The organism is Algibacter miyuki, from assembly GCF_030409805.1.
GTDB classification, from domain to species: Bacteria; Bacteroidota; Bacteroidia; order Flavobacteriales; family Flavobacteriaceae; genus Algibacter; species Algibacter miyuki.
The window spans coordinates 321891-342616 of sequence record NZ_JAUFQP010000013.1; the positions used below are offsets into that span (position 1 = coordinate 321891).

Consider the following 20726-nt stretch of genomic DNA (forward strand, 5'->3'; position numbering starts at 1 on the left):
AGATTTCTGCGCTTGTAGAAGTTTAAAAATATAATTTATGAAGAATAAAATAGAAGCTGTAAAAGCCTTTCATACGGCATATAAAATTGGATACAGAGAAAACCCAAAAGCCGATTTGGGTGATGCTAAAAATATACTTCGTTTTAATTTAATGAAAGAAGAAAATGAAGAGTATCTTGAAGCCGCAAAGAACAACGATTTAGTTGAGGTTGCAGATGCGCTAGGCGATATGCTTTATATTTTATGTGGCACCATTATAGAGCATGGTATGCAACACAAAATTGAAGAAGTTTTTGAAGAAATCCAACGTAGTAATATGAGTAAGTTAGATGAAAATGGTGAGCCTATTTACCGAGAAGATGGTAAAGTATTGAAAGGGCCAAACTATTTTCAGCCCAATATAAAAGCTATTTTAGATAAATAAATTTATAATCTAATTATAAATTGAAACAAAGGTGTTAATGATTATAAATATGTTTAAATGAAAAAAATTATTGTTGTTTTAATGGTTGTATTCGGTTTTATTATTACGAGTTGTAGTAATGAAAGAGATGGAGGTGCAAAAGTTTTGGTGTTTTCAAAAACCTCAGGTTATAAGCATAAGTCAATTCCAAAAGGAATAGCAGCTATTGAAAAACTAGGTTTGGAGAATGGTTTTAAGGTAGATACTACAAAAAATGCCGATTTATTTACTGATGAGAATTTAAAAAACTATAGTGCCATAATATTTTTAAGTACTACCGGTAATGTCTTAGACAATAAACAAGAAGCGGCTTTCGAACGTTATATTCAAGCAGGGGGTGGTTATGTTGGTATTCATGCGGCAGCAGATACAGAATATGATTGGGGCTGGTACAGCAAATTAGCTGGAGCACAATTTTTAAGTCATCCAAAAGGTACTCCAGAAGCCGATTTTATCGTAAAAGATAAAAACTTTATTGCGAATAAGCATTTAAAGGATACGGTTTGGCATAGAACCGATGAATTGTATAATTACAAAAAAATCAATCCAGATGTTAATGTATTATTAACCTTAGATGAGTCTTCTTATAAAGGCGGAGAAAATGGCGATTTTCATCCTATTGCATGGTATCATGATTATGATGGTGGACGCGCATTTTACACAGGAGGAGGGCATACCAACGAAAGTTTTGAAGAATCAGATTTCCTAAAACATATTTTAGGAGGTATTCAATATGCTATTGGAAAAAATGAAAATCTAGATTACAGTAAATCTACCACTCAAATCCCGCCAGATGCCGATCGCTTTTCTAAAGTAACCTTAATTGAAGGTGACTTTTTTGAACCTACAGAAATGACTGTTTTTCCTAATAATGATGTACTTGTTGGAGAACGTAGAGGTAAAATAAAACTATATAAGGCTGCTACAAAGGAGTTGTTAGAAGTAGCTCAATTAGATGTGTACCATAAAACATTAAATACACCTAAAGTAAATGCCGAAGAAGGCCTTATGGGGTTACAAAAAGACCCTAACTACGAGACTAATCATTGGGTTTACGTTTATTATAGTCCAACAGGAGATGCGTGGATAAACCGTTTATCTCGATTTAAATTTAAGGACGATGTGTTCGATTTAGCTTCAGAACAGGTAATCCTTGATGTTGATTCAGATAGAGAAATTTGTTGTCACACTGGTGGTTCTATTGCATTCGGATCTAATGGTTTACTATACCTTTCTACAGGCGATAATACAACACCTTTTAATGAGAGAAATGTAGAATATGTAAGTAGTGGTTTTGCGCCTTTAAATGATATCCCTGGGCACGAGCAATACGATGCAAGGCGTTCATCAGGAAACACAAATGATTTAAGAGGTAAAATTTTAAGAATTAAAGTTAATGAAGATGGTAGTTATAGCATTCCTGAAGACAATTTATTTGCTGTAGGTGAAGAAAAAACAAGACCAGAAATTTATACTATGGGACATCGTAATCCATATCGTATTTCGGTAGATCCTAAAAAAGGCTATTTGTATTGGGGTGAAGTAGGGCCTGATTCTAGAAAAGATGATTTTAAAAATCGTGGTCCAAAAGGCTATGATGAGTTAGGGCAAGCGCAAAAAGCAGGTAATTTTGGATGGCCTTTATTTATTGCCAATAATATACCGTATGTGGATTATGATTATGAAACAGGCGAAAGCGGTATTACCTTTGATCCGAGTAAGCCTGTAAACGATTCCAAAAACAATACAGGGCTTACAATATTACCCGAAGCCATGCCTGCTTTTGTTTATTATCCGTATGCAAAGTCTGGCGATTTTCCACAAGTAGGAACAGGTGGCCGAAATGCTATGGCAGGTCCAACGTATTATTCCGATATGTTTCCTAATGGAGGCGGATTACCGGAGTATTACGATGGAAAATTAATTGTATACGATTGGATGCGCGGATGGATGATGGCCGTAACTAATTTTGAAGATGGTACTTTTAATAAAATGGAACCCTTTGCTCCCGATGTAGAAATTAATTCGGCTATCGATATGGAACTTAGTCCAGATGGAAGGCTTTATATTTTAGAATATGGTAGCGGATGGTATAGCCATAACTTAAATTCATCTTTAGGTTATATAGCTTACAATGATGGTAACAGACCTCCTGTAATAGAAAAGGTTATGGTTGATAAAAATTCTGGAGCCGTACCGTTGACTATTACTGCCAAAGTAGAAGCTTTTGATCGCGATGGTGATGCCATAGTTTATATATGGGATTTAGGAAATGGAGAAACTAAAGAAACAACGGAGCCTGAAATTACTTACAGCTATGCAGATATTGGAGAGTACAATATTGCTTTGGATGTTAAAGATGAAAAAGGAGGTGTAACACATACCAATTTATCATCCATAGTTGCAGGGAATTCTAAACCTGTAGTAACTATCGATTTATTAGGTGGCAATACAACAACTTTTACTTCAGGAACTCCTGTGAAATATAAAGTTACAGTAACCGATCCTGATGGAAATACAGATATCAATCCGAGCAATATTTTTGTTTCTGTAGATTATTTAGAAGGCATGGACGAGGCTAATGTAGCACTTGGACATCAAGAAGCTTCAGCGGAAATTACGGGTAAAGCCTTAACACAAGCCATGGATTGTAAGGCGTGCCATAAAGAAAAAGAAGCCTCAATTGGACCTAATTATTTAGCTGTAGCTGAAAAATATAAACGCAAGAAAAAAAATATTCCATATTTACAACATAAAATTAAGAATGGCGGCGGTGGCGTATGGGGCGAAGTAATGATGCCTGCGCACCCAAGTATTTCAAGTGAAGAAACTAGACAAATAGCGACTTACATTATGTCGTTAGCTGAAAATGATGGAGATAAAAAATCATTACCTCAAGAAGGTAGCATTATGCCAAGCACTTCAAAAGACGAAAATGTATTGGTGCTTAAGGCGAGCTATACCGATAATGGTTTAAATGATGTACGACCATTAATAGGTGTAACATCAGTAAGACTTAAAAGAGAAAAGGAGTAGTCTTAAAAAACAATAATTAAAAGAAAACAGCCTCTAAAATTAATATTTTAGAGGCTGTTTTTTATAGTTCTTATTTTGAATAGGAAGTCGGTTTATTTAACTTCGTATCTCCATCCAAAAGGGTCTTCTGTTTTATTCGTTTGAATATCAGTAATGCGCTTTTTTAAGAAGCTAGCATAGGTTTCTTCTAATTCAGGAATATCAAAATCTTCATCTTTAAAACCAAAACCTGAAATTGGAGAAATTACGGCAGCTGTTCCAGCACCAAACATTTCTTTTAACGATCCGTTTTTAGCAGCTTCAACTACTTCTTTAACCGATATTTTTCTAACTTCAACAGGAATGTTTTCCGCTTCAGCTAATTGAATAATACTTTTACGAGTAATACCATCTAAAATTCTATCACTCGTTGGGCCTGTAATTAATGTATCGTTTATACGTACAAAAATATTCATAGCACCAGCTTCTTCAATATACTCATGCGTATTATCATCAGTCCAAATAACTTGTTGGTAACCTTTTTCTATTGCTAATTGTGTTGGGTAAAATTGCCCAGCATAATTACCTCCAGCTTTTGCAAAACCTACACCACCATTAGCAGAACGAGAATACTTCTCTTCAATTAAAACTTTTACTTTTCCAGAGAAATAAGCTCCAGAAGGTGCAGTGCAAATAATAAATTTATAAGCATCGGCAGGCGAGGCGTGAAAACCATTTCCAGAGGCAAAAATAAACGGACGAATATATAATGAACTACCTTCGTTTTTAGGAATCCAATCACTATCCACTTCAAGTAAGGTTTTTAAACCTTCCATAAAATAGTTTTCTGGCAATTCAGGAATGGCTAAACGTTTCGCAGAAATATTTAATCGTTTAAAATTATCTAACGGTCTAAATAACCAGACGTTTTCATTTTCATCTTTATATGCTTTCATGCCCTCGAAAATCGATTGACCGTAATGGAAAATCTTAGCCGAAGGGTCAAGCGTAATCGGCTCGTAAGGCGTAACCTTAGGCGCTTGCCATTTACCATTTTCGTAATTACACACTAACATGTGGTCTGAAAAAACACTTCCAAACTTCAAATCGTCGAAATCTACATCATTAATTTTTGTAGATTTCGCTTTTATAATCTCGATATTGTTGATTATAGCACTCATATTCTTCTTATTTAGTTTGTAAATTTAAGTAAATTCGCTTTTAAAATTTGGGTATATTTACACAAATTGTATAAAAACAAAACTTTTATCGAATGAGATTACTTTTTCTGACATGTATTTGTGCTTTTTTATTGGTTTCTTGTAAAGAGAAAGCCGAAAAAAAACCTGCTGAAATTACTCAAATTGAAGCTGTTAATTATGAATCTTTCGGTAATGAAATTATTGCGGACGATGCTATAGCAGCGACTTCCATGGCAAATCATTATAAAACGATGAATGTTGGAGACAGTATTCCTTCTAAAATGAAAGCGAAAGTTGTTAGTGTTTGTCAAGCCAAAGGCTGTTGGATGCGTTTAGATTTGGAAAACGGTAACGAGGTAATGGTTAAATTTAAAGATTACGGTTTTTTTATGCCAAAAGATATCGCAGGCAAAGAGGTTATTGTAAACGGTAATGCCTTTGTTAATGAAATCTCGGTAGATGAGCAACGCCATTATGCTGAAGACGCAGGTGATACTAAAGAAACTATTGCATTAATAATTGAGCCTAAAAAAACGTTTTCTTTTGAAGCCGATGGTGTCCTTTTAATACCTTAATTGTGAAAAGAGAAGTTGTAATTACGGCCGATGGTTCTTCAACCATTCATTTACCCGATTGGGATGAGCAGTACCATTCTAAACATGGCGCCATACAGGAAGCTTATCATGTATTTATAAAACATGGCTTAACGCATTTTTGTGCGGAAAATACGCCTAGTTTAGATACTGAATTAACGATTCTTGAAATTGGTTTCGGTACCGGTTTAAATGCTTTTATCACTTTTTTAGAAGCCGAAAAATTAAAGTTAAAAATTAATTATGTTGGCGTAGAAGGTTACCCTATTTCTGTAGAAGAAGTCAGTCAGTTAAATTACGCTTCGGAATTAAAAGCAGAAGAAAACGAAACTGTTTTTAAAACACTTCACGAGGTGTCATGGAATGAAAATCATCAAATAAGTCCACTTTTTTCTTTAGAAAAACAACACAAGTTTTTTGTAGATATTACAGATAAAAACGCCTTTAATATCATCTATTTTGATGCTTTTGGAGCTCGTGTACAACCCGAGTTATGGACAGAATCTGTTTTTGAAACCATGTATAAAGCTTTAAAATCTAACGGAATTTTGGTAACATATTCTGCTAAAGGTAGTGTGCGTCGTGCTATGCAAGCTGTTGGTTTTACAGTAGAGCGTTTAGAGGGACCTCCTGGGAAACGCGAAATGTTACGTGGTGTAAAATATAGTTCTTCAAAAATAATTTAGTTACAGGTTTCTAAATTTGGAAGTCTATTCTTATATGTCTTTTTAATTGAATAAACTTCTGTTAAACCTTCCCTAAAAGGCATGCCATCCAAACGGATATTTTGTAACTTTAAATAAAAAGGATATGCGTGTTTTGATAACAGGAGCTACCGGTTTGGTTGGGCAAGAAATTGTTAAGCTTTGCCATGCCCAAAATATTAAGGTTAATTTTTTAACCACCAGTAAATCTAAACTTGAAAAAAGTGAAAATTATCAAGGTTTTTTCTGGCAGCCTCAAACTAAGGAAATTGATTTAGATTGTTTTAAAAATGTGGATGCTATTATAAATTTAGCCGGAGCTACTATTTCAAAACGATGGACTTCGTCTTATAAAAAAGTAATTTTATCCAGCCGAAAACAAGGCGTAGAATTACTTATTGATAGTCTAAAAAATACCACACATCAAATTGAACAAGTCATATCGGCTAGTGCTATTGGTTTATATCTCGATTCGTTAACGAATTATTATTCCGAAGATTTTAAAAATGAACAAAGAAATAGCTTTTTAAGTGAGGTTGTTTATCAATGGGAAGCAGCAGTCGATGGCTTTTCAGAATTAAATATAGAAATCACCAAAATAAGAATTGGTTTAGTTTTAGCTAACAATGGCGGTGCTTTGCAAGAAATGGTAAAGCCCATTAAGTTTGGTTTAGGTGCTGCTTTTGGTAGCGGAAAGCAATGGCAATCGTGGATTCATTTAGAAGATTTAGCGCAAATTTTTATGTTTACGCTTTTAGAAAAAAAAGGAGGTGTTTTTAATGCTGTTGCACCAAATCCTGTAACGAATTATCAATTAACCAAAGCTATTGCAACTACTATGGAGCGCCCCATGTTTTTGCCAAATATTCCAAAAGTTGTAATGCAATTGGTTTTAGGCGAGATGCATGCATTGTTGTTCGAAAGTCAGCGAGTAAGCTCAAAGAAAATAGAAGATGCCGGTTTCAGTTTTAAATTCCACCATTTACAACCAGCTTTAGATTACTTATTGAAATAAAATATTATTATTTCAAACCAAACTTATGTTATAAAACATAAGTTTTAAATATGTTTTCCAATTCGCTTTCAGGGTCTTCACTTAGACCGGGGTGTGTTTTAGAACTTTGAATAATGGTGCTTCTGCAAGCGGTAAGCCATCGAAACCTATCCGATAATTCCATTTGTCCTATTCTTCCTCCTTGTGGTTCGCCATCGCAAATTAATTCCCAAGCCTTTAAATAGTCGTTAAATACATTCAATTCAACTTCTTGTGAAAAGGCTTTCAATTTATCTGGATTAATATGAAATTTTATACCAAGAAATTTTTTGCGTTTCGAAAAAAGAATCACACCAACATTAAAGAATTCCTCGCGTTCCACCTTAGGTACAATTCTAATAATGGCATATTCAAATGTGTATTTATTTTGCATCGTTGGCTTCTTTAACTAATAAATCAATTTTAGAGAGTCTGGAGTTTATATACTCAATATAGGCTGCTCTCATGCTGTCACTATTCATGTCATCAGATTCACTTGTTAGCCAATCTTCAGGGATATTTGAAATAATTTCTATAATTTTATCTTGGTTTAATGTTTGTTCAATTTCTGTTGAAGCATTTTTTAATTGTGTGGCTTTTGGTAAAAGAACATGGTCTTTAATGAGCGGAAATGTTCTAGAAAGATGGTTTGTCCAGTTTTTCCAATCGTGATGAAAATAGAAACTAGCTCCATTATCAATAACCCAAAGTTCGTTATTCCAATGTAATAAATTTGTGTTTTTTGCAGTTCTATCAATATTGCTGATTATACTATCCAATAGCACCACTTTTGAAGCCGTTAAGGCATCTACCGTGCTAACTAAAGGGTCGAAGGTAATTGCGCTAGATAGAAAGTGTAATCCCAAATTTAGCCCAACACTAAACTTAAGCAAGTCTTGAATTTCTTCATCGGGTTCTGTTTTACTAAACGAGTCATCTAGATTCATAAAAACCAATTCGGGAACTTTTAAGCCTATTGCACGGGCCATTTCTCCTCCAATAAATTCGGCTATTAAGGCTTTTTTTCCTTGTCCGGCTCCTCTAAATTTAAGGACGTAAAGAAACCCATCGTCTGCTTTAACAATGGCAGGAAGTGATCCGCCTTCTCGCAAAGGATGCACGTATTGCGTAACGTTTACTGTTCTAATATCAATTGTATTCATAATAACGAAACATGAACTTGTCTATTTTGTAAATCTATATTCTTATTTTTTAATAGGTGAATATAGTAAGCTATTTTATTTTTTAAAATCGGCTTTGGTTAAGCCGTTATTAAACTTTATGTCGGTCCAATTTACAAGTATCCAAGGCGCATCGGTGACTTCGGCGTCCCAATTAGATTTTTTGTATTTACGTTTTGTAGGTATTAGTAAATCGTCAACTTGTTCATATTCCATAACCATTAACATAGGCTCGGTTCTTCCAAAATCCATAACAGTAAACAAAAACTGGTCGACTAATTTTGTTTCTTTATTAATATACAATTGGTAAATATCCGATGGTTTCTCATTTTTTGGATCAAAAGAGACTTTAACAACATCATAAGCTTTATTGTTAATGGTTTGCTCGCTAATGTAGTCGTATTGTAAACCTGGATCTAGCAATTTTTGCATCATGGTAAACCAATAAAAATTTGTGGGTCTATTAAAAGCTGCTTTTTTTAAAGCTGCCGGATCATTTAATGGAGTATTGTTAAGTTTTATCCAGAATTCGTTACCATCATAACCTTGTTCAATTAAACCTTCAAGATCGGAAAGCGTACGTTCATGTTTTTGATATGCCCCGTAAGATAGTTCTCCATTAAAAATATATTTTTCTGTAATAATATCGGTTTTCCCATCGGGTGTTTGGTAGGTATAGGTGTAAACCACATCTTTTTTACTAGCAAGCTTACTGTAATCACCAACTCTTTGTGTCATTTGGTGTACTAACTCATGAGCTTGGTTTTTAAATTCTTGTTTCTGTTCTACAACCGTATCAGTAGGCGTTTCTGTTTGGTCTTGTTTCGCTTCATTTTTGCAAGATGCTAAAGTGAAAACAGTAATAACGCTAAGAAGTAAATTCGTTTTTATTTTCATTTCTTTTTTTTTAAACAAAGTTAAGTTTTAAGATGTGTTTTACAATGGAGAACGTTTAGTGTTTACGTGCTTTTATAAAATAAAAAAAGCCACCATGTATTCACAAAGTGGCTTTTCAATAAAAATGATGTTGTAATTAAGACTTTGCAGCTTTAACCGTAATTTTTAATTCAATATCATCATTAATAAATTTATCGCCTAAATTATCAAAAATAGATTTAGATCCATATTGTACGTTCCATTTTGTTCTATCAATAGAGAAAGCTTCACTGGTAATAGTAACGGCATCATCTTGGTTAGTAATAGTAACAGGGAAAGTGACATTGTTTTTAACTTCTTTAAGTGTTAAATTACCAGAAAGCATGGTTTTACCTTCAGCAACTTTAGTTTCAGTAATTGTAAAAGCAGCATTTGGGAATTTTTCAACATCAAAAAAGTCAGCATTTGTTAAGTGGCCTACTAATTTAGCATTGCCCTTATCATCAGCTGGAATATCTAAAACAGTAATAGATTTCATATCAATAATAAAAGATCCGCCAACAACTTTTCCGTTAACAACATTAAGAGCTCCACTTTCTAAAGCAATGGTTCCATTATGCGATCCTGTTGGTTTAGAACCAGTCCATGCAATTGTAGAAGCGTCGGTGTTTACGGTATAAGTTTCAGCATTTGCAGCTTCTGTAATAACAGGTGCTTCAGCATCGGTAGTTACTGCTTCTTTAGCCTTATCTTTACAGCTTATCACAGAAGCAGTAATTGCTGCAATGAATAAAATATTTACAAATTTCTTTTTCATCTTAAAAAGTGTTTTAGTGTTAATCTGTAAAATTAAACAAAAGCGTAAAGAAAGTAAAGGAAATAGAAACAAAATTATTTAATGACATTATGGCATTTTCACAATATTGGCAGTACTTTTGCCAACTAGTTTTAAGAATTGGAAAATTGAAATTTACAATGAGTAATAAAGATACAAAAGACATAGAAAAGGAACAGGTTGAAGCTAACGAAGTGGAAACAGCTGCTGCTGCTGAAGAACAAGAAGTTATTGAATTAAGTGTAGAAGAAAAACTACAAGAAGAAGTAAAACAAGAAAAAGATAAATTCTTGAGACTTTTTGCTGAATTCGAAAACTATAAAAAACGTACTTCAAGAGAGCGTATTGAATTGTTTTCTACAGCGAGCGAAGATGTAATGAAAACCTTACTGCCTGTTTTAGACGATTTTGAACGTGCTTTAAGTCATATTGAAGAAGATAAAGAAGCTGAAGAATTACGTAAAGGTGTGCTTTTAATTTATCAAAAATTAGTAAACACACTAGACCAAAAAGGTTTAAAACCGATTGTTGTTGAAAAAGGCGAAGCTTTTAACGCAGATAATCACGAAGCAATTACTCAAATTCCTGCACCAACCGAGGATTTAAAAGGAAAAGTTATTGATGTTGTTGAAAAAGGTTACAAACTAGGCGAAAAAGTAATTCGTTTTCCGAAAGTAGTTATCGGACAATAAGAAAGTATTATTAATTAAAATAAATGCTTCCTTACTCGGAAGCGTTGAATAGGCATGGCAAAAAGAGATTATTACGAAATATTAGGCATTAGTAAAGGAGCAACTGCAGCCGAAATTAAAAAAGCTTACCGAAAAAAAGCAATTGAATTTCATCCAGATAAAAACCCGGATGACAAAAGTGCTGAAGGTAAATTTAAGGAAGCAGCCGAAGCTTACGAAATATTAAGTGACGATAATAAAAAAGCACGTTACGATCAATTTGGACATCAAGCCTTTGAAAATGGCGGCGGTGGCGGCGGCGGTTTTGGCGGCGGCGGCATGAATATGGACGACATATTCAGTCAGTTCGGAGATATATTCGGCGGCGGTGGCGGCGGATTTTCTGGTTTTGGTGGCGGTGGCGGAGGCCAACGTCGTGTAAAAGGAAGTAATTTACGTATTCGCGTAAAATTAACTCTTGAAGAAATAGCGAATGGTGTCGAAAAGAGAATAAAAGTAAAACGTAAAGTTCAAGCCGAAGGTACAACTTACAAAACATGTTCTACATGTAATGGTAGCGGACAAGTAACACGTATTGCCAATACTATTTTAGGTAGAATGCAAACCGCAGCACCTTGTAATGTATGTGGTGGTGCAGGACAAACTATAGATAAAAAACCTGCCGATGCGGATGCTCAAGGTTTAAAAGTAGCCGAAGAAACGGTAACTATTAAAATACCAGCAGGTGTTGTTGATGGGATGCAACTTAAAGTTTCTGGAAAAGGTAACGAAGCACCAGGACATGGTATTTCGGGCGATTTATTAGTCGCTATTGAAGAAGCCGATCATGATACTTTACAACGTGAAGGCGATAATTTACATTACGATATGTATATCAGTTTACCAGATGCTGTTTTAGGAACATCAAAAGAAATTGATACCGTAACTGGTAAAGTACGTATTAAGGTTGAAGCTGGTGTGCAATCGGGTAAAATTTTACGCTTGCGCGGAAAAGGAATTCCGAGTATTAATGGTTACGGAAAAGGTGATTTATTAGTACACGTAAATGTTTGGACTCCGAAAACATTGAACAAAGAGCAAAAAGACTTTTTTGAAAATATGAGAGATGATGATCATTTTTCTCCTAAACCAGAAAGTTCTGATAAATCATTTTTTGAAAAAGTAAAAGATATGTTTTCATAAACCACGCTTTTATTTCAATTTGATTTAAAATATTATTTCAGAAAATAAAGAGCGTCAGGATAATACTGATTGCTTTAAATTTATAAATCCGCTATTTTTTAGCGGATTTTTTTGGTTTATGAAAAGAAAATTAACAGTTTTATTCGTTATTATCAAAAAAAAACTATATTTGGAGTATCACTAATTAATTTTAGTGGTAATTTTTCTTTTTCATAGCAATTTTTTTCCCATCCTTAATTTTTTTGAGGGTGGGTTTTGTTTTTCAGTAAAGGCTCCAATTGTAATGGCGTTTCAACAAATAAAAAATGCGACAATGATTTTGTGATAAATAGCATGTTTAAATGTGTTGCTTGCTTTTACCTTTTAGGTTGGAAGCTAAAAATCGCATGAATTAATCGTGAAACCACGTAACCACTCCCGTAAACATTTAATATCTTTACGGCAAACAAGTCAACTTAAAAATTAATGAGTAATTTATTAGAAGTCAATGAAGTTTCTAAAAACTTTGGCGATTTTACCGCATTAAATAAAGTATCACTTTCAGTTCCTAAAGGTAGTATTTTTGGGCTTTTAGGTCCGAATGGCGCTGGGAAAACCACCTTAATTCGTGTGGTAAATCAAATTACTATGCCAGATTCTGGTTCGGTAATTTTAGATGGTGAAACGCTTCGTGATAGACATATTATGGATATTGGATATTTACCCGAAGAACGTGGTTTGTACAAATCTATGAAAGTGGGAGAGCAGGCTTTGTATTTGGCCCAACTTAAAGGATTGAGTAAATCTGAAGCCAAAATACGTTTGAAATATTGGTTCGATCGTTTGGAGATTGGCGATTGGTGGAATAAGAAAATCCAAGAGCTTTCTAAAGGAATGGCCCAAAAAATTCAATTTGTGGTTACGGTATTGCATCAACCAAAATTATTGATTTTTGATGAGCCGTTTTCTGGTTTCGATCCTATAAACGCCAATTTAATTAAGGATGAAATTCTTCATCTAAGAGACCAAGGCGCCACCATTATTTTTTCTACCCACCGTATGGAATCCGTAGAAGAACTATGTGATGATATTGCACTTATTAATAAATCGAATAAAATTTTAGAAGGTAAATTGGTCGATGTAAAACGTCAATTTAAATCTAATACTTACGAGATTGGTGTTCGTGCCAACGATCAATTGGCTTTAAAAGAAGAATTAGCACAAAAATTTAGTGTTTCCGATGCTTATTTTAAAACTTTGGAAGATGAGTTGAAGTTGAATATAAAACTTCAAGATAACGAGAAGTCGAACGATTTACTAGGCTTTTTGGCTAGTAAAGGCGAGGTGTCTCATTTTGTAGAACTCATACCGAGCGTTAACGATATTTTTATTCAAACTGTAAAGAATAATTAATTTTTATGAATCACTTACCACTCATTATAAAACGCGAATATCTAAACAAAGTTAGAAATAAGTCGTTTATAATCATGACGTTTTTAAGTCCGTTAATTTTTGCGGCGCTTATAGCGGTTGTAGCCTATTTAACTCAATTAAACAACGATAAAGTTCGTGTTATTTCCGTGTTAGACGAATCGGGATTAGTGCGTAATATTTTCAAAAATTCAGAACATACCACCTACCATGTTTTAGAGCAAATGTCGCTGGATGATGCCAAGGCTTTATCTAAAGAAACCGAGGCTTACGGTTTGTTGCATGTTGATAAAATGGATGACGTAAAAACACTATCAGAACACATTACGTTTTATTCTGAAGAATCACCATCGCTCAATACCATTTCCGATTTAGAAAACCAAATAGCAGCAACGTTAACCAATATAAACCTGCTTAAAAACGGGGTTGATGTGGATATGATTAACGCTTCCGAAGTTAAAGTAAATATAGCTCAAGAAAGTTTCGATGGACAAAAAACATCAAAAATAGATAGTGTTGTAAAAATCGCTTTTGGAGGTGCTGCTGGGTATCTACTTTTCATGTTTATTATTATTTATGGAAACATGATTATGCGTAGTGTTATCGAAGAAAAAACAAGTCGCATTATCGAAGTTATTATATCTTCTGTAAAACCTATGCAACTTATGTTGGGTAAAATTTTCGGTACCTCATTGGCCGGAATTACGCAGTTTTTAATTTGGACTATTTTGGGAGCAATATTGATGTTAATTATCCCGATGGTGTTTGGTGTAGATTTGGCAGCGGTACAAACGCCGCAGCAACAAATGATGCAACAGGCTATGGAAAACCCTGAAATGAATATGGAGATTCAAAATGTACTAACGGCGTTTTATAATTTACCATTATTTAACTTGGTATTAGCTTTTGCTTTATTTTTTATTGGAGGCTATTTATTATACAGTTCGTTGTACGCTGCTATTGGTGCCGCTGTTGATAACGAAACCGATACCCAACAATTCATGATGCCTATACTAATGCCTTTAGTTTTGGCGGTATATATAGGGATATTCACTGTAGTAGAAGATCCGCATGGAACAGTTTCTACCGTATTTTCTTTTATTCCGTTTACCTCGCCGGTAGTTATGCTTATGCGTATTCCGTTTGGTGTTCCAATTTGGCAGCAAATATTGTCTTTTTTAATTTTAGTAGGGACATTTATGTTTACGGTTTGGTTTGCGGCTAAAATTTACCGTGTTGGTATTTTAATGTATGGTAAAAAGCCAACGTATAAAGAATTAATTAAATGGATTAAATACTAATATGCAAGAAGGAACGCTCGAACATATAGAAGAAACCATAGAAAACAGCTCCCTTTGGGAACAAATTGTAACGTTTCTTAATTATAAAGTCATCACTTTAACAGATACGGATGGTTATGAAACAGGGGTGTTAACAGTAAGATTTATCTTAATTGTTATCTCTATTTTGGTTATAACCACTTTTGTGTTACGGTTGGTGAACAAATTGTTACTGCGAAGAATACCAAAAGAGAATCATTCCGAATTTTTTACAATTTTCTCTTTTGCTAAATGGTTTGTATACGTAGTGGTTTTGCTTGTTGCTATGAATTCCATGGGCATAAATATTACAGCCATATTTGCTGCGTCGGCCGCCTTATTAATCGGTATTGGTTTAGCTTTACAAACCTTATTCCAAGACATTATTTCGGGTATTTTTATATTAATCGACCAGTCGGTACATGTGGATGATATTATCGAGATTGAAGGTAAAGTAGGGCGTGTAGAGGAAATTAAACTACGCACCACTAGAGCCGTTACCATAGATAATAAAGTATTAATAATACCTAACCATTTATACTTAACTAATAGTTTATATAACTGGACGCAAAATGGAACAACCACCCGAGAATCGGTTGAGGTTGGGGTAGCTTATGGCAGCGATGTGCAATTGGTGAAAAAGCTACTTTTGGAGGCTGCAACAAAACAAGAGTTAGTGCTAGACGAACCGGCACCTTATGTTTATTTTTCAAATTTTGGAGATAGCTCCTTAGATTTCAAATTGGTTTTTACCTTGGCTAATAGTTTTCAAAGTGCCATTCCTAAAAGTGATATCCGATTTGAAATAGATAAATTATTTAGAGAAAATAATATCGCTATTCCTTTCCCGCAAAGAGATATTCACATTATAAAACAATAACAACATGCCAAAAATATTAGTAATAGAAGATGAAGCAGCCATTAGACGTGTGCTTGTTAAAATTCTTTCAGAAGAAAATGATACCTATCAAGTTGAAGAAGCTGAAGATGGTTTGGTTGGTATTGAAAAAATAAAGAATGACGATTTCGATTTAATACTTTGTGATATAAAAATGCCAAAAATGGATGGTGTTGAAGTTTTAGAAGCCACAAAGAAAATTAAACCAGAAATTCCGATGGTCATGATTTCAGGACACGGAGATTTAGATACTGCAGTAAATACAATGCGTTTAGGGGCTTTCGATTATATTTCGAAACCGCCCGATTTAAACCGTTTATTAAACACTGTACGTAATGCTTTAGACCGAAAAGAATTGGTTGTTGAAAACAAGATTCTGAAGAAAAAAGTAAGTAAAAAATACGAAATGATAGGCGAGAGCGAAGGTATTTCGCAAATAAAAGAAATTATCGATAAGGTGGCGCCAACCGATGCTCGTGTATTAATTACAGGGCCTAACGGAACAGGAAAAGAATTGGTTGCGCATTGGTTACACGAAAAAAGCGACCGTGCTAAAGGCAATTTAATCGAGGTTAACTGTGCTGCAATACCTAGTGAATTGATAGAGAGTGAATTATTCGGACACGTAAAAGGCGCTTTTACAAGTGCAAATAAAGACCGTGCCGGAAAATTTGAAGCCGCAAACGGAGGTACTATTTTTTTAGATGAAATTGGTGATATGAGTCTTTCGGCGCAAGCCAAAGTGTTGCGTGCTTTACAAGAAAGTCGAATCCAACGTGTGGGTAGCGATAAAGATATTAAGGTGAATGTACGTGTTATTGCGGCAACCAATAAAGATTTAAAAAAGGAAATTGAAGAAGGTAACTTTAGAGAAGATTTATATCACAGACTGGCGGTAATTTTAGTAAAAGTACCCGCTTTAAATGAGCGACGAGATGATATTCCGTTGCTAATAAAACATTTTTCGTTTAAAATATCAAACGAGCAAGGTACGGTTGAAAAAAAGTTTACAGAAAAAGCAATCAAATTACTTCAAGAATACGATTGGACTGGTAATATTCGGGAACTGCGCAATGTGGTTGAGCGTTTAATTATTCTTGGTGGCGCTGAGGTTAGCGAGTTAGATGTTAAGCTTTTTGCTAGTAAATAAGTATAAAAAATAAACCTGTTTAAAACCCCAATACATTATCGTTTTCTAAACATGTTTTTTTTTTAGTTGCCACAAGCGTTTAAAGCCGTTGCGTATTCAGAAGTTAAAGTTTTTAATATTTTTATAAAGTAAACGTTTATAGCATCCATATCATTATCTGCTAAACCAACTTCAATAGCAGGGCTTTTCAAAACAGTATTGGCATTGCCGCAATGCATCAAAGTTTTATTAAATGTTTTAATGTTTTCGGTTATCGTTAAATTATAACCGCTTATTAATTGCTTCTTTTCAAGACGTAAAGCCTTATCTTTTTGCGCGGATAATTTCATTTTCAATTCAGCTTCTTTTAATTTTAAAGCTTCTTGTTGTTGCTTCAGTTTTAGTTGCTCATTTTGCAATTCAGCAAGTGTATTGTCATCATCTAAAACATCATTGTTACCATTATTTGTTATCCCTGCCGTGCATTTGTCACTCGCAATAACACTTTTCTGGCTCAGTTCTCGGGCACGTTTTACATAAAATCGGCCATCTTCAAAAGTAGGCTGATTTTCAACTTTTAAAAGTAAATCTACTGTTTCACCTGCAAGGTCTACTGCCGTTTGGCAATCGCAACCTTCTAGGTTCTCTTTCGCTAATTCTATGGACTCTAACGAGCGGTTGGCGTAATATTTTAAATGACTAATATTATTAGAATCATAAGAGTCTTTAATATGCGAATAAGCATTTACTAAATAAGCATTAGCATCGTCGCAAGCAGCTTGACTATTAGAAATCAATGTCGTAAATAAGGCGGTAAGCAAAACGTAGGTTTTCATAAATTATGGGTGTGTAAGGTAAATTTGGAGTAGTAAAAGTATTAAAAACAAACTGTTTGGCTGGGGCGTTCATCGAAAACTATAAAATAATTCTTACATTTTAAAGAATAATTTGTTTCATTCGTCATTTTTAGTATTCGAGTAATTTCTTAGGGTAAAAATTGTGTATTGCTGGTTTCAAATAATTCTTTATTATATTTATAAAAATTAATTCTTCAGCATAAACATGAAAAACATAAAAATAGAAGACTATAAAGTCACTGCGGATATCAACCTAAAAAACTCTAAAACCAAACACGTTATAAAGGGAGCAAAAAGTGAATTAAAAAGCATTAGAAAAAAGTTGGGTGAATGGCAAAATATTATGTACGCCCACGATAAACATGCCGTTTTAGTGTGCTTGCAAGGTATGGATACCTCTGGGAAGGACAGTTTAGTGCGCGAGGTTTTTAAAGAATTTAATGTACGAGGCATTGAGTGTCATAGTTTTAAAGTACCAACCGATTTGGAGTTGGGGCACGACTACCTATGGCGCCATTATATTGTGTTGCCTCCACGCGGTAAGTTTGGTGTTTTTAATCGCACACATTACGAAAATGTACTTGTAACCCGTGTGCATCCAGAATATATTTTAGGTGAAAATATTCCGGAAATTAATACGGTTGAAGATATCGATGAAGCCTTTTGGGATAAACGTTTCGAGCAAATCAATAATTTTGAAAAACACCTTGCAGATAACGGTACCATCATTTTTAAATTCTTTTTAAATCTATCAAAAGAAGAACAAAAAAGCAGACTGTTACGCCGCTTAGATAAACCTGAAAAAAACTGGAAATTCTCGCCCGACGATTTAAAGGAGCGTAAACTTTGGGATCAATACCAAGCCTGCTACCAAGATGCTATAAACCGCACATCGAAACCGCATGCGCCTTGGTACACCATTCCAGCCGACGATAAGCCTACCGCGCGCCTTTTGGTTGCCAAAATTTTACACGATACTTTAAAGGAATATAACGATATTACCGAACCTGAGCTCAACGATAAAGTAAAAGCCAACCTCGATAACTATAAAAATCAGTTAAATAATGAATAAAATGTTTTGGGCGTTTTAACACGCTTTCACTACGCGCTCCCTCCTTTGGTCGGGGAGCTTAAACAGGCCGTTCAATCGTTAACGCGGTTTCGTCTGGTTAATTAACAAAACGTTATTATTTTCAAATCGGTGCAGTTTTTACAGAAAACGTACCTTTAGCCATTAAGATATAGAAAACCAGAAATATGAAAAAAATCCTATCTATTGCCATGGCCTTGAGTACGCTACTTACAGTGGCTCAAAGTGATGAAGAGGTATTAAAAACCATTTACACACAATCGCTTACCAACGGAAAAAGTTACGATTGGTTAAATCACTTATCCAATCAAATAGGTAGCCGTTTGTCAGGCTCGTTAGGTGCAGAAAAAGCAGTAGCTTACACCAAAGAAGAACTTGAAACATTGGGGCTAGATAAGGTTTGGTTACAACCTGTAATGGTACCTCGTTGGGTGCGCGGAGCAAAAGAATATGCTTTTATAGAAAGCGAACGCGGAAAAACCAGTACGGTTAATATTTGTGCGCTTGGCGGTTCGGTAGCCACACCAAGTTTAGGGTTAAAAGCGCCTATTGTTGAGGTTAAAAATTTTCAAGAATTAGAAGCCTTGGGAACTGAAAATATAGAAGGTAAAATTGTGTTTTTTAACCGTCCGATGCAAGCCGATTTAATTATTACATTCGAAGCTTACGGTGGTTGTGTAAATCAGCGTTATAGTGGAGCAGTGGAGGCCGCGAAATACGGAGCGGTTGGTGTTATTGTACGTTCAATGAATTTACGTCAAGACGATTTACCTCACACCGGAAGCATGACTTATGGCGATTTACCTGTTGAAAAACGAATTCCTTCCGCTGCAATTAGTACCAACGATGCCAATTTATTAAGCACGATGTTGACGCTTAAAAAAGATATTAAATTTTATTTCAAACAAAACTGTAAACAACTCAAAGATGTGCTATCGTATAATGTGATTGGGCAAATTACGGGCAGTGAATTTCCTGATGAATACATGATTGTTGGAGGCCATTTAGATTCTTGGGATTTAGGCGATGGCTCTCATGATGATGGCGCGGGTGTTGTACAATCTATGGATGTTTTACGCTTACTGAAAGAATCTGGTATTAAACCTAAAAGAAGCATTAGAGTGGTGCTTTTCATGAATGAAGAAAACGGACTTCGAGGAGGAAAGAAATATGCAGAGGAGGCTATAAAGAAAAATGAAAATCACATATTTGCATTAGAGAGTGATGCAGGAGGTTTTACACCTCGCGGTTTTAGTTTCGATTGTTCCGATGCTGCTTTTGATCAGGTTTTAAGTTGGGAATCACTTTTTAAGCCATATTTAATTCATTATTTTGAAAAAGGTGGAAGCGGTGCCGATGTAGGACCATTAAAATCTGAAACCAATGTTTTGGCGGGCTTACGTCCAGATTCTCAACGTTATTTCGATCATCATCATGCGAGTAATGATACTTTTGATGCAATTAATAAACGTGAGTTAGAATTAGGAGCAGCAACCATGACATCTTTGGTTTACCTATTTGATAAATATGGGGTTAATCCGATTAACGCTTCAAAAGAAATTAAAAAGTAATTATATTAATAAAACAACTATGAAATTAAAATTACTGGCATTGCTTTTAATGATAAATACAGTGGCGATGGCTCAAGAGGAAAAATTACCTTATTATGAAATTCTAGAACCTGCCGAGAATTATACAGCAGGAAGCGTAGCTGCTAGAATGATTGATGGTTTAGGTTTTCGGTATTATTGGGCAACCGAAGGATTGAAAGCTGAAGATTTAGAACAAAAAGCAAGCGATTCTGGAAGAACAAGTGGTGAAACGGTAGATCATATTTTAGGCTTATCGTATTTTATTTTAAATGCTATTTCGGAGGAAGAAAACAAAAAGGCTAATGGAACGCTCTCTTTTGAGGAACAACGTAAACAAACCTTGCTTAATTTTAAAAAAGCATCAGATATTTTATTAAATACAGAAGATTTATCCAAAATGGGGGCATCTCGAACTCCTTTTTGGAATATTATAAATGGACCAATTGCTGATGCTATTTGGCATTCCGGACAGGTAGCTATGTTACGTCGGGCTTCGGGTAATCCATTTAATTCTAAAGTTAATTTATTTTCAGGGAAAGTAAAGAAGTAGAAATAATACCTCAGGATTTTTGAACTATATCAATCTTAAATCTTGAGGTGAATTTAACCACATATTTTCGATGTTAAATTCTATAAACGGTAGATTTTTAACGAT

General features: G+C 34.6%; 20 protein-coding genes. 14 read left to right on the plus strand and 6 right to left on the minus strand.

Annotated elements, in window-relative coordinates; translation table 11 throughout:
* Positions 1 to 37 precede the first annotated feature (37 nt).
* Both QWY92_RS13680 and QWY92_RS13685 read left to right on the plus strand, forming a co-directional pair.
* Positions 38 to 424: a pyrophosphohydrolase domain-containing protein gene (locus tag QWY92_RS13680; RefSeq protein WP_290272202.1), complete on the plus strand. Its 387-nt coding sequence runs from the start codon at positions 38 to 40 to the stop codon at positions 422 to 424.
* Positions 425 to 481: 57 nt separating this feature from the next.
* The gene (locus tag QWY92_RS13685; RefSeq protein WP_290272204.1) at positions 482 to 3499 is read left to right on the plus strand and encodes a ThuA domain-containing protein; all 3018 of its coding nucleotides are present in this window, start codon (positions 482 to 484) and stop codon (positions 3497 to 3499) included.
* 92 nt (positions 3500 to 3591) lie between these two features.
* Here the strand turns inward: QWY92_RS13685 and QWY92_RS13690 are convergent, their stop codons facing one another.
* The gene (locus QWY92_RS13690) at positions 3592 to 4659 is read right to left on the minus strand and encodes a branched-chain amino acid aminotransferase (protein WP_290272206.1); all 1068 of its coding nucleotides are present in this window, start codon (positions 4657 to 4659) and stop codon (positions 3592 to 3594) included.
* Positions 4660 to 4751: 92 nt separating this feature from the next.
* Between QWY92_RS13690 and QWY92_RS13695 the strand changes: the two genes are divergently transcribed.
* From QWY92_RS13695 to QWY92_RS13705, 3 genes are all read left to right on the plus strand, one after another.
* Complete coding sequence (locus QWY92_RS13695; RefSeq protein ID WP_290272209.1) at positions 4752 to 5255, plus strand: DUF4920 domain-containing protein; 504 nt, start codon at positions 4752 to 4754, stop codon at positions 5253 to 5255.
* Positions 5256 to 5257: 2 nt separating this feature from the next.
* Positions 5258 to 5959, plus strand: coding sequence for a tRNA (5-methylaminomethyl-2-thiouridine)(34)-methyltransferase MnmC2 (gene mnmC2 / locus QWY92_RS13700; RefSeq protein WP_290272211.1), 702 nt, complete (start codon positions 5258 to 5260; stop codon positions 5957 to 5959).
* 124 nt (positions 5960 to 6083) lie between these two features.
* Positions 6084 to 6992 carry a TIGR01777 family oxidoreductase gene (locus QWY92_RS13705; protein ID WP_290272213.1) on the plus strand — a complete coding sequence of 303 codons (909 nt, stop codon included), beginning with the start codon at positions 6084 to 6086 and terminating at the stop codon, positions 6990 to 6992.
* A gap of 28 nt (positions 6993 to 7020) precedes the next feature.
* On the opposite strand, the gene QWY92_RS13710 is transcribed toward QWY92_RS13705, so the two are convergent.
* The 4 genes from QWY92_RS13710 to QWY92_RS13725 form a co-directional block, all read right to left on the minus strand.
* The gene (locus tag QWY92_RS13710) at positions 7021 to 7404 is read right to left on the minus strand and encodes a DUF3037 domain-containing protein (protein ID WP_290272214.1); all 384 of its coding nucleotides are present in this window, start codon (positions 7402 to 7404) and stop codon (positions 7021 to 7023) included.
* A complete protein-coding gene (locus QWY92_RS13715) occupies positions 7394 to 8173 on the minus strand; it encodes a HipA family kinase (protein ID WP_290272216.1) in 780 nt (259 codons plus the stop codon). The genes QWY92_RS13710 and QWY92_RS13715 overlap by 11 nt, the downstream gene beginning before the upstream one ends.
* A 75-nt stretch (positions 8174 to 8248) precedes the next feature.
* Positions 8249 to 9088 carry a DUF6503 family protein gene (locus QWY92_RS13720; protein ID WP_290272218.1) on the minus strand — a complete coding sequence of 280 codons (840 nt, stop codon included), beginning with the start codon at positions 9086 to 9088 and terminating at the stop codon, positions 8249 to 8251.
* A gap of 136 nt (positions 9089 to 9224) precedes the next feature.
* Positions 9225 to 9884 (minus strand): YceI family protein, encoded by a 660-nt coding sequence (locus QWY92_RS13725; protein ID WP_290272220.1) that lies wholly within the window; start codon positions 9882 to 9884, stop codon positions 9225 to 9227.
* A 158-nt stretch (positions 9885 to 10042) separates the two neighbouring features.
* Between QWY92_RS13725 and QWY92_RS13730 the strand changes: the two genes are divergently transcribed.
* From QWY92_RS13730 to QWY92_RS13755, 6 genes are all read left to right on the plus strand, one after another.
* Positions 10043 to 10594, plus strand: coding sequence for a nucleotide exchange factor GrpE (locus tag QWY92_RS13730; RefSeq protein WP_290272221.1), 552 nt, complete (start codon positions 10043 to 10045; stop codon positions 10592 to 10594).
* Positions 10595 to 10648: 54 nt separating this feature from the next.
* Entirely contained in the window at positions 10649 to 11776 is a 1128-nt protein-coding gene (dnaJ, locus tag QWY92_RS13735; protein ID WP_290272223.1) for a molecular chaperone DnaJ, read from the plus strand.
* Between the two features lie 465 nt (positions 11777 to 12241).
* Positions 12242 to 13168 (plus strand): ABC transporter ATP-binding protein, encoded by a 927-nt coding sequence (locus QWY92_RS13740; protein WP_290272225.1) that lies wholly within the window; start codon positions 12242 to 12244, stop codon positions 13166 to 13168.
* Between the two features lie 5 nt (positions 13169 to 13173).
* Positions 13174 to 14487, plus strand: a complete 1314-nt coding sequence (locus tag QWY92_RS13745) for an ABC transporter permease (protein ID WP_290272227.1) — start codon at positions 13174 to 13176, stop codon at positions 14485 to 14487.
* Position 14488: 1 nt separating this feature from the next.
* The gene (locus QWY92_RS13750) at positions 14489 to 15385 is read left to right on the plus strand and encodes a mechanosensitive ion channel family protein (protein ID WP_290272228.1); all 897 of its coding nucleotides are present in this window, start codon (positions 14489 to 14491) and stop codon (positions 15383 to 15385) included.
* 4 nt (positions 15386 to 15389) lie between these two features.
* Complete coding sequence (locus QWY92_RS13755) at positions 15390 to 16553, plus strand: sigma-54-dependent transcriptional regulator (protein ID WP_290272229.1); 1164 nt, start codon at positions 15390 to 15392, stop codon at positions 16551 to 16553.
* A 62-nt stretch (positions 16554 to 16615) separates the two neighbouring features.
* Here QWY92_RS13755 and QWY92_RS13760 read toward each other — a convergent pair whose 3' ends face one another.
* Complete coding sequence (locus QWY92_RS13760; protein WP_290272230.1) at positions 16616 to 17368, minus strand: hypothetical protein; 753 nt, start codon at positions 17366 to 17368, stop codon at positions 16616 to 16618.
* Positions 17369 to 17594: 226 nt separating this feature from the next.
* Between QWY92_RS13760 and QWY92_RS13765 the strand changes: the two genes are divergently transcribed.
* The 3 genes from QWY92_RS13765 to QWY92_RS13775 all read left to right on the plus strand — a co-directional run bounded on the left by QWY92_RS13765 (position 17595) and on the right by QWY92_RS13775 (position 20621).
* Entirely contained in the window at positions 17595 to 18461 is an 867-nt protein-coding gene (locus QWY92_RS13765) for a PPK2 family polyphosphate kinase (RefSeq protein ID WP_290272232.1), read from the plus strand.
* A 185-nt stretch (positions 18462 to 18646) separates the two neighbouring features.
* The gene (locus QWY92_RS13770; RefSeq protein ID WP_290272235.1) at positions 18647 to 20050 is read left to right on the plus strand and encodes a M20/M25/M40 family metallo-hydrolase; all 1404 of its coding nucleotides are present in this window, start codon (positions 18647 to 18649) and stop codon (positions 20048 to 20050) included.
* Positions 20051 to 20069: 19 nt separating this feature from the next.
* Positions 20070 to 20621 carry a hypothetical protein gene (locus tag QWY92_RS13775; protein ID WP_290272238.1) on the plus strand — a complete coding sequence of 184 codons (552 nt, stop codon included), beginning with the start codon at positions 20070 to 20072 and terminating at the stop codon, positions 20619 to 20621.
* The last annotated feature ends 105 nt before the right edge of the window (positions 20622 to 20726 follow it).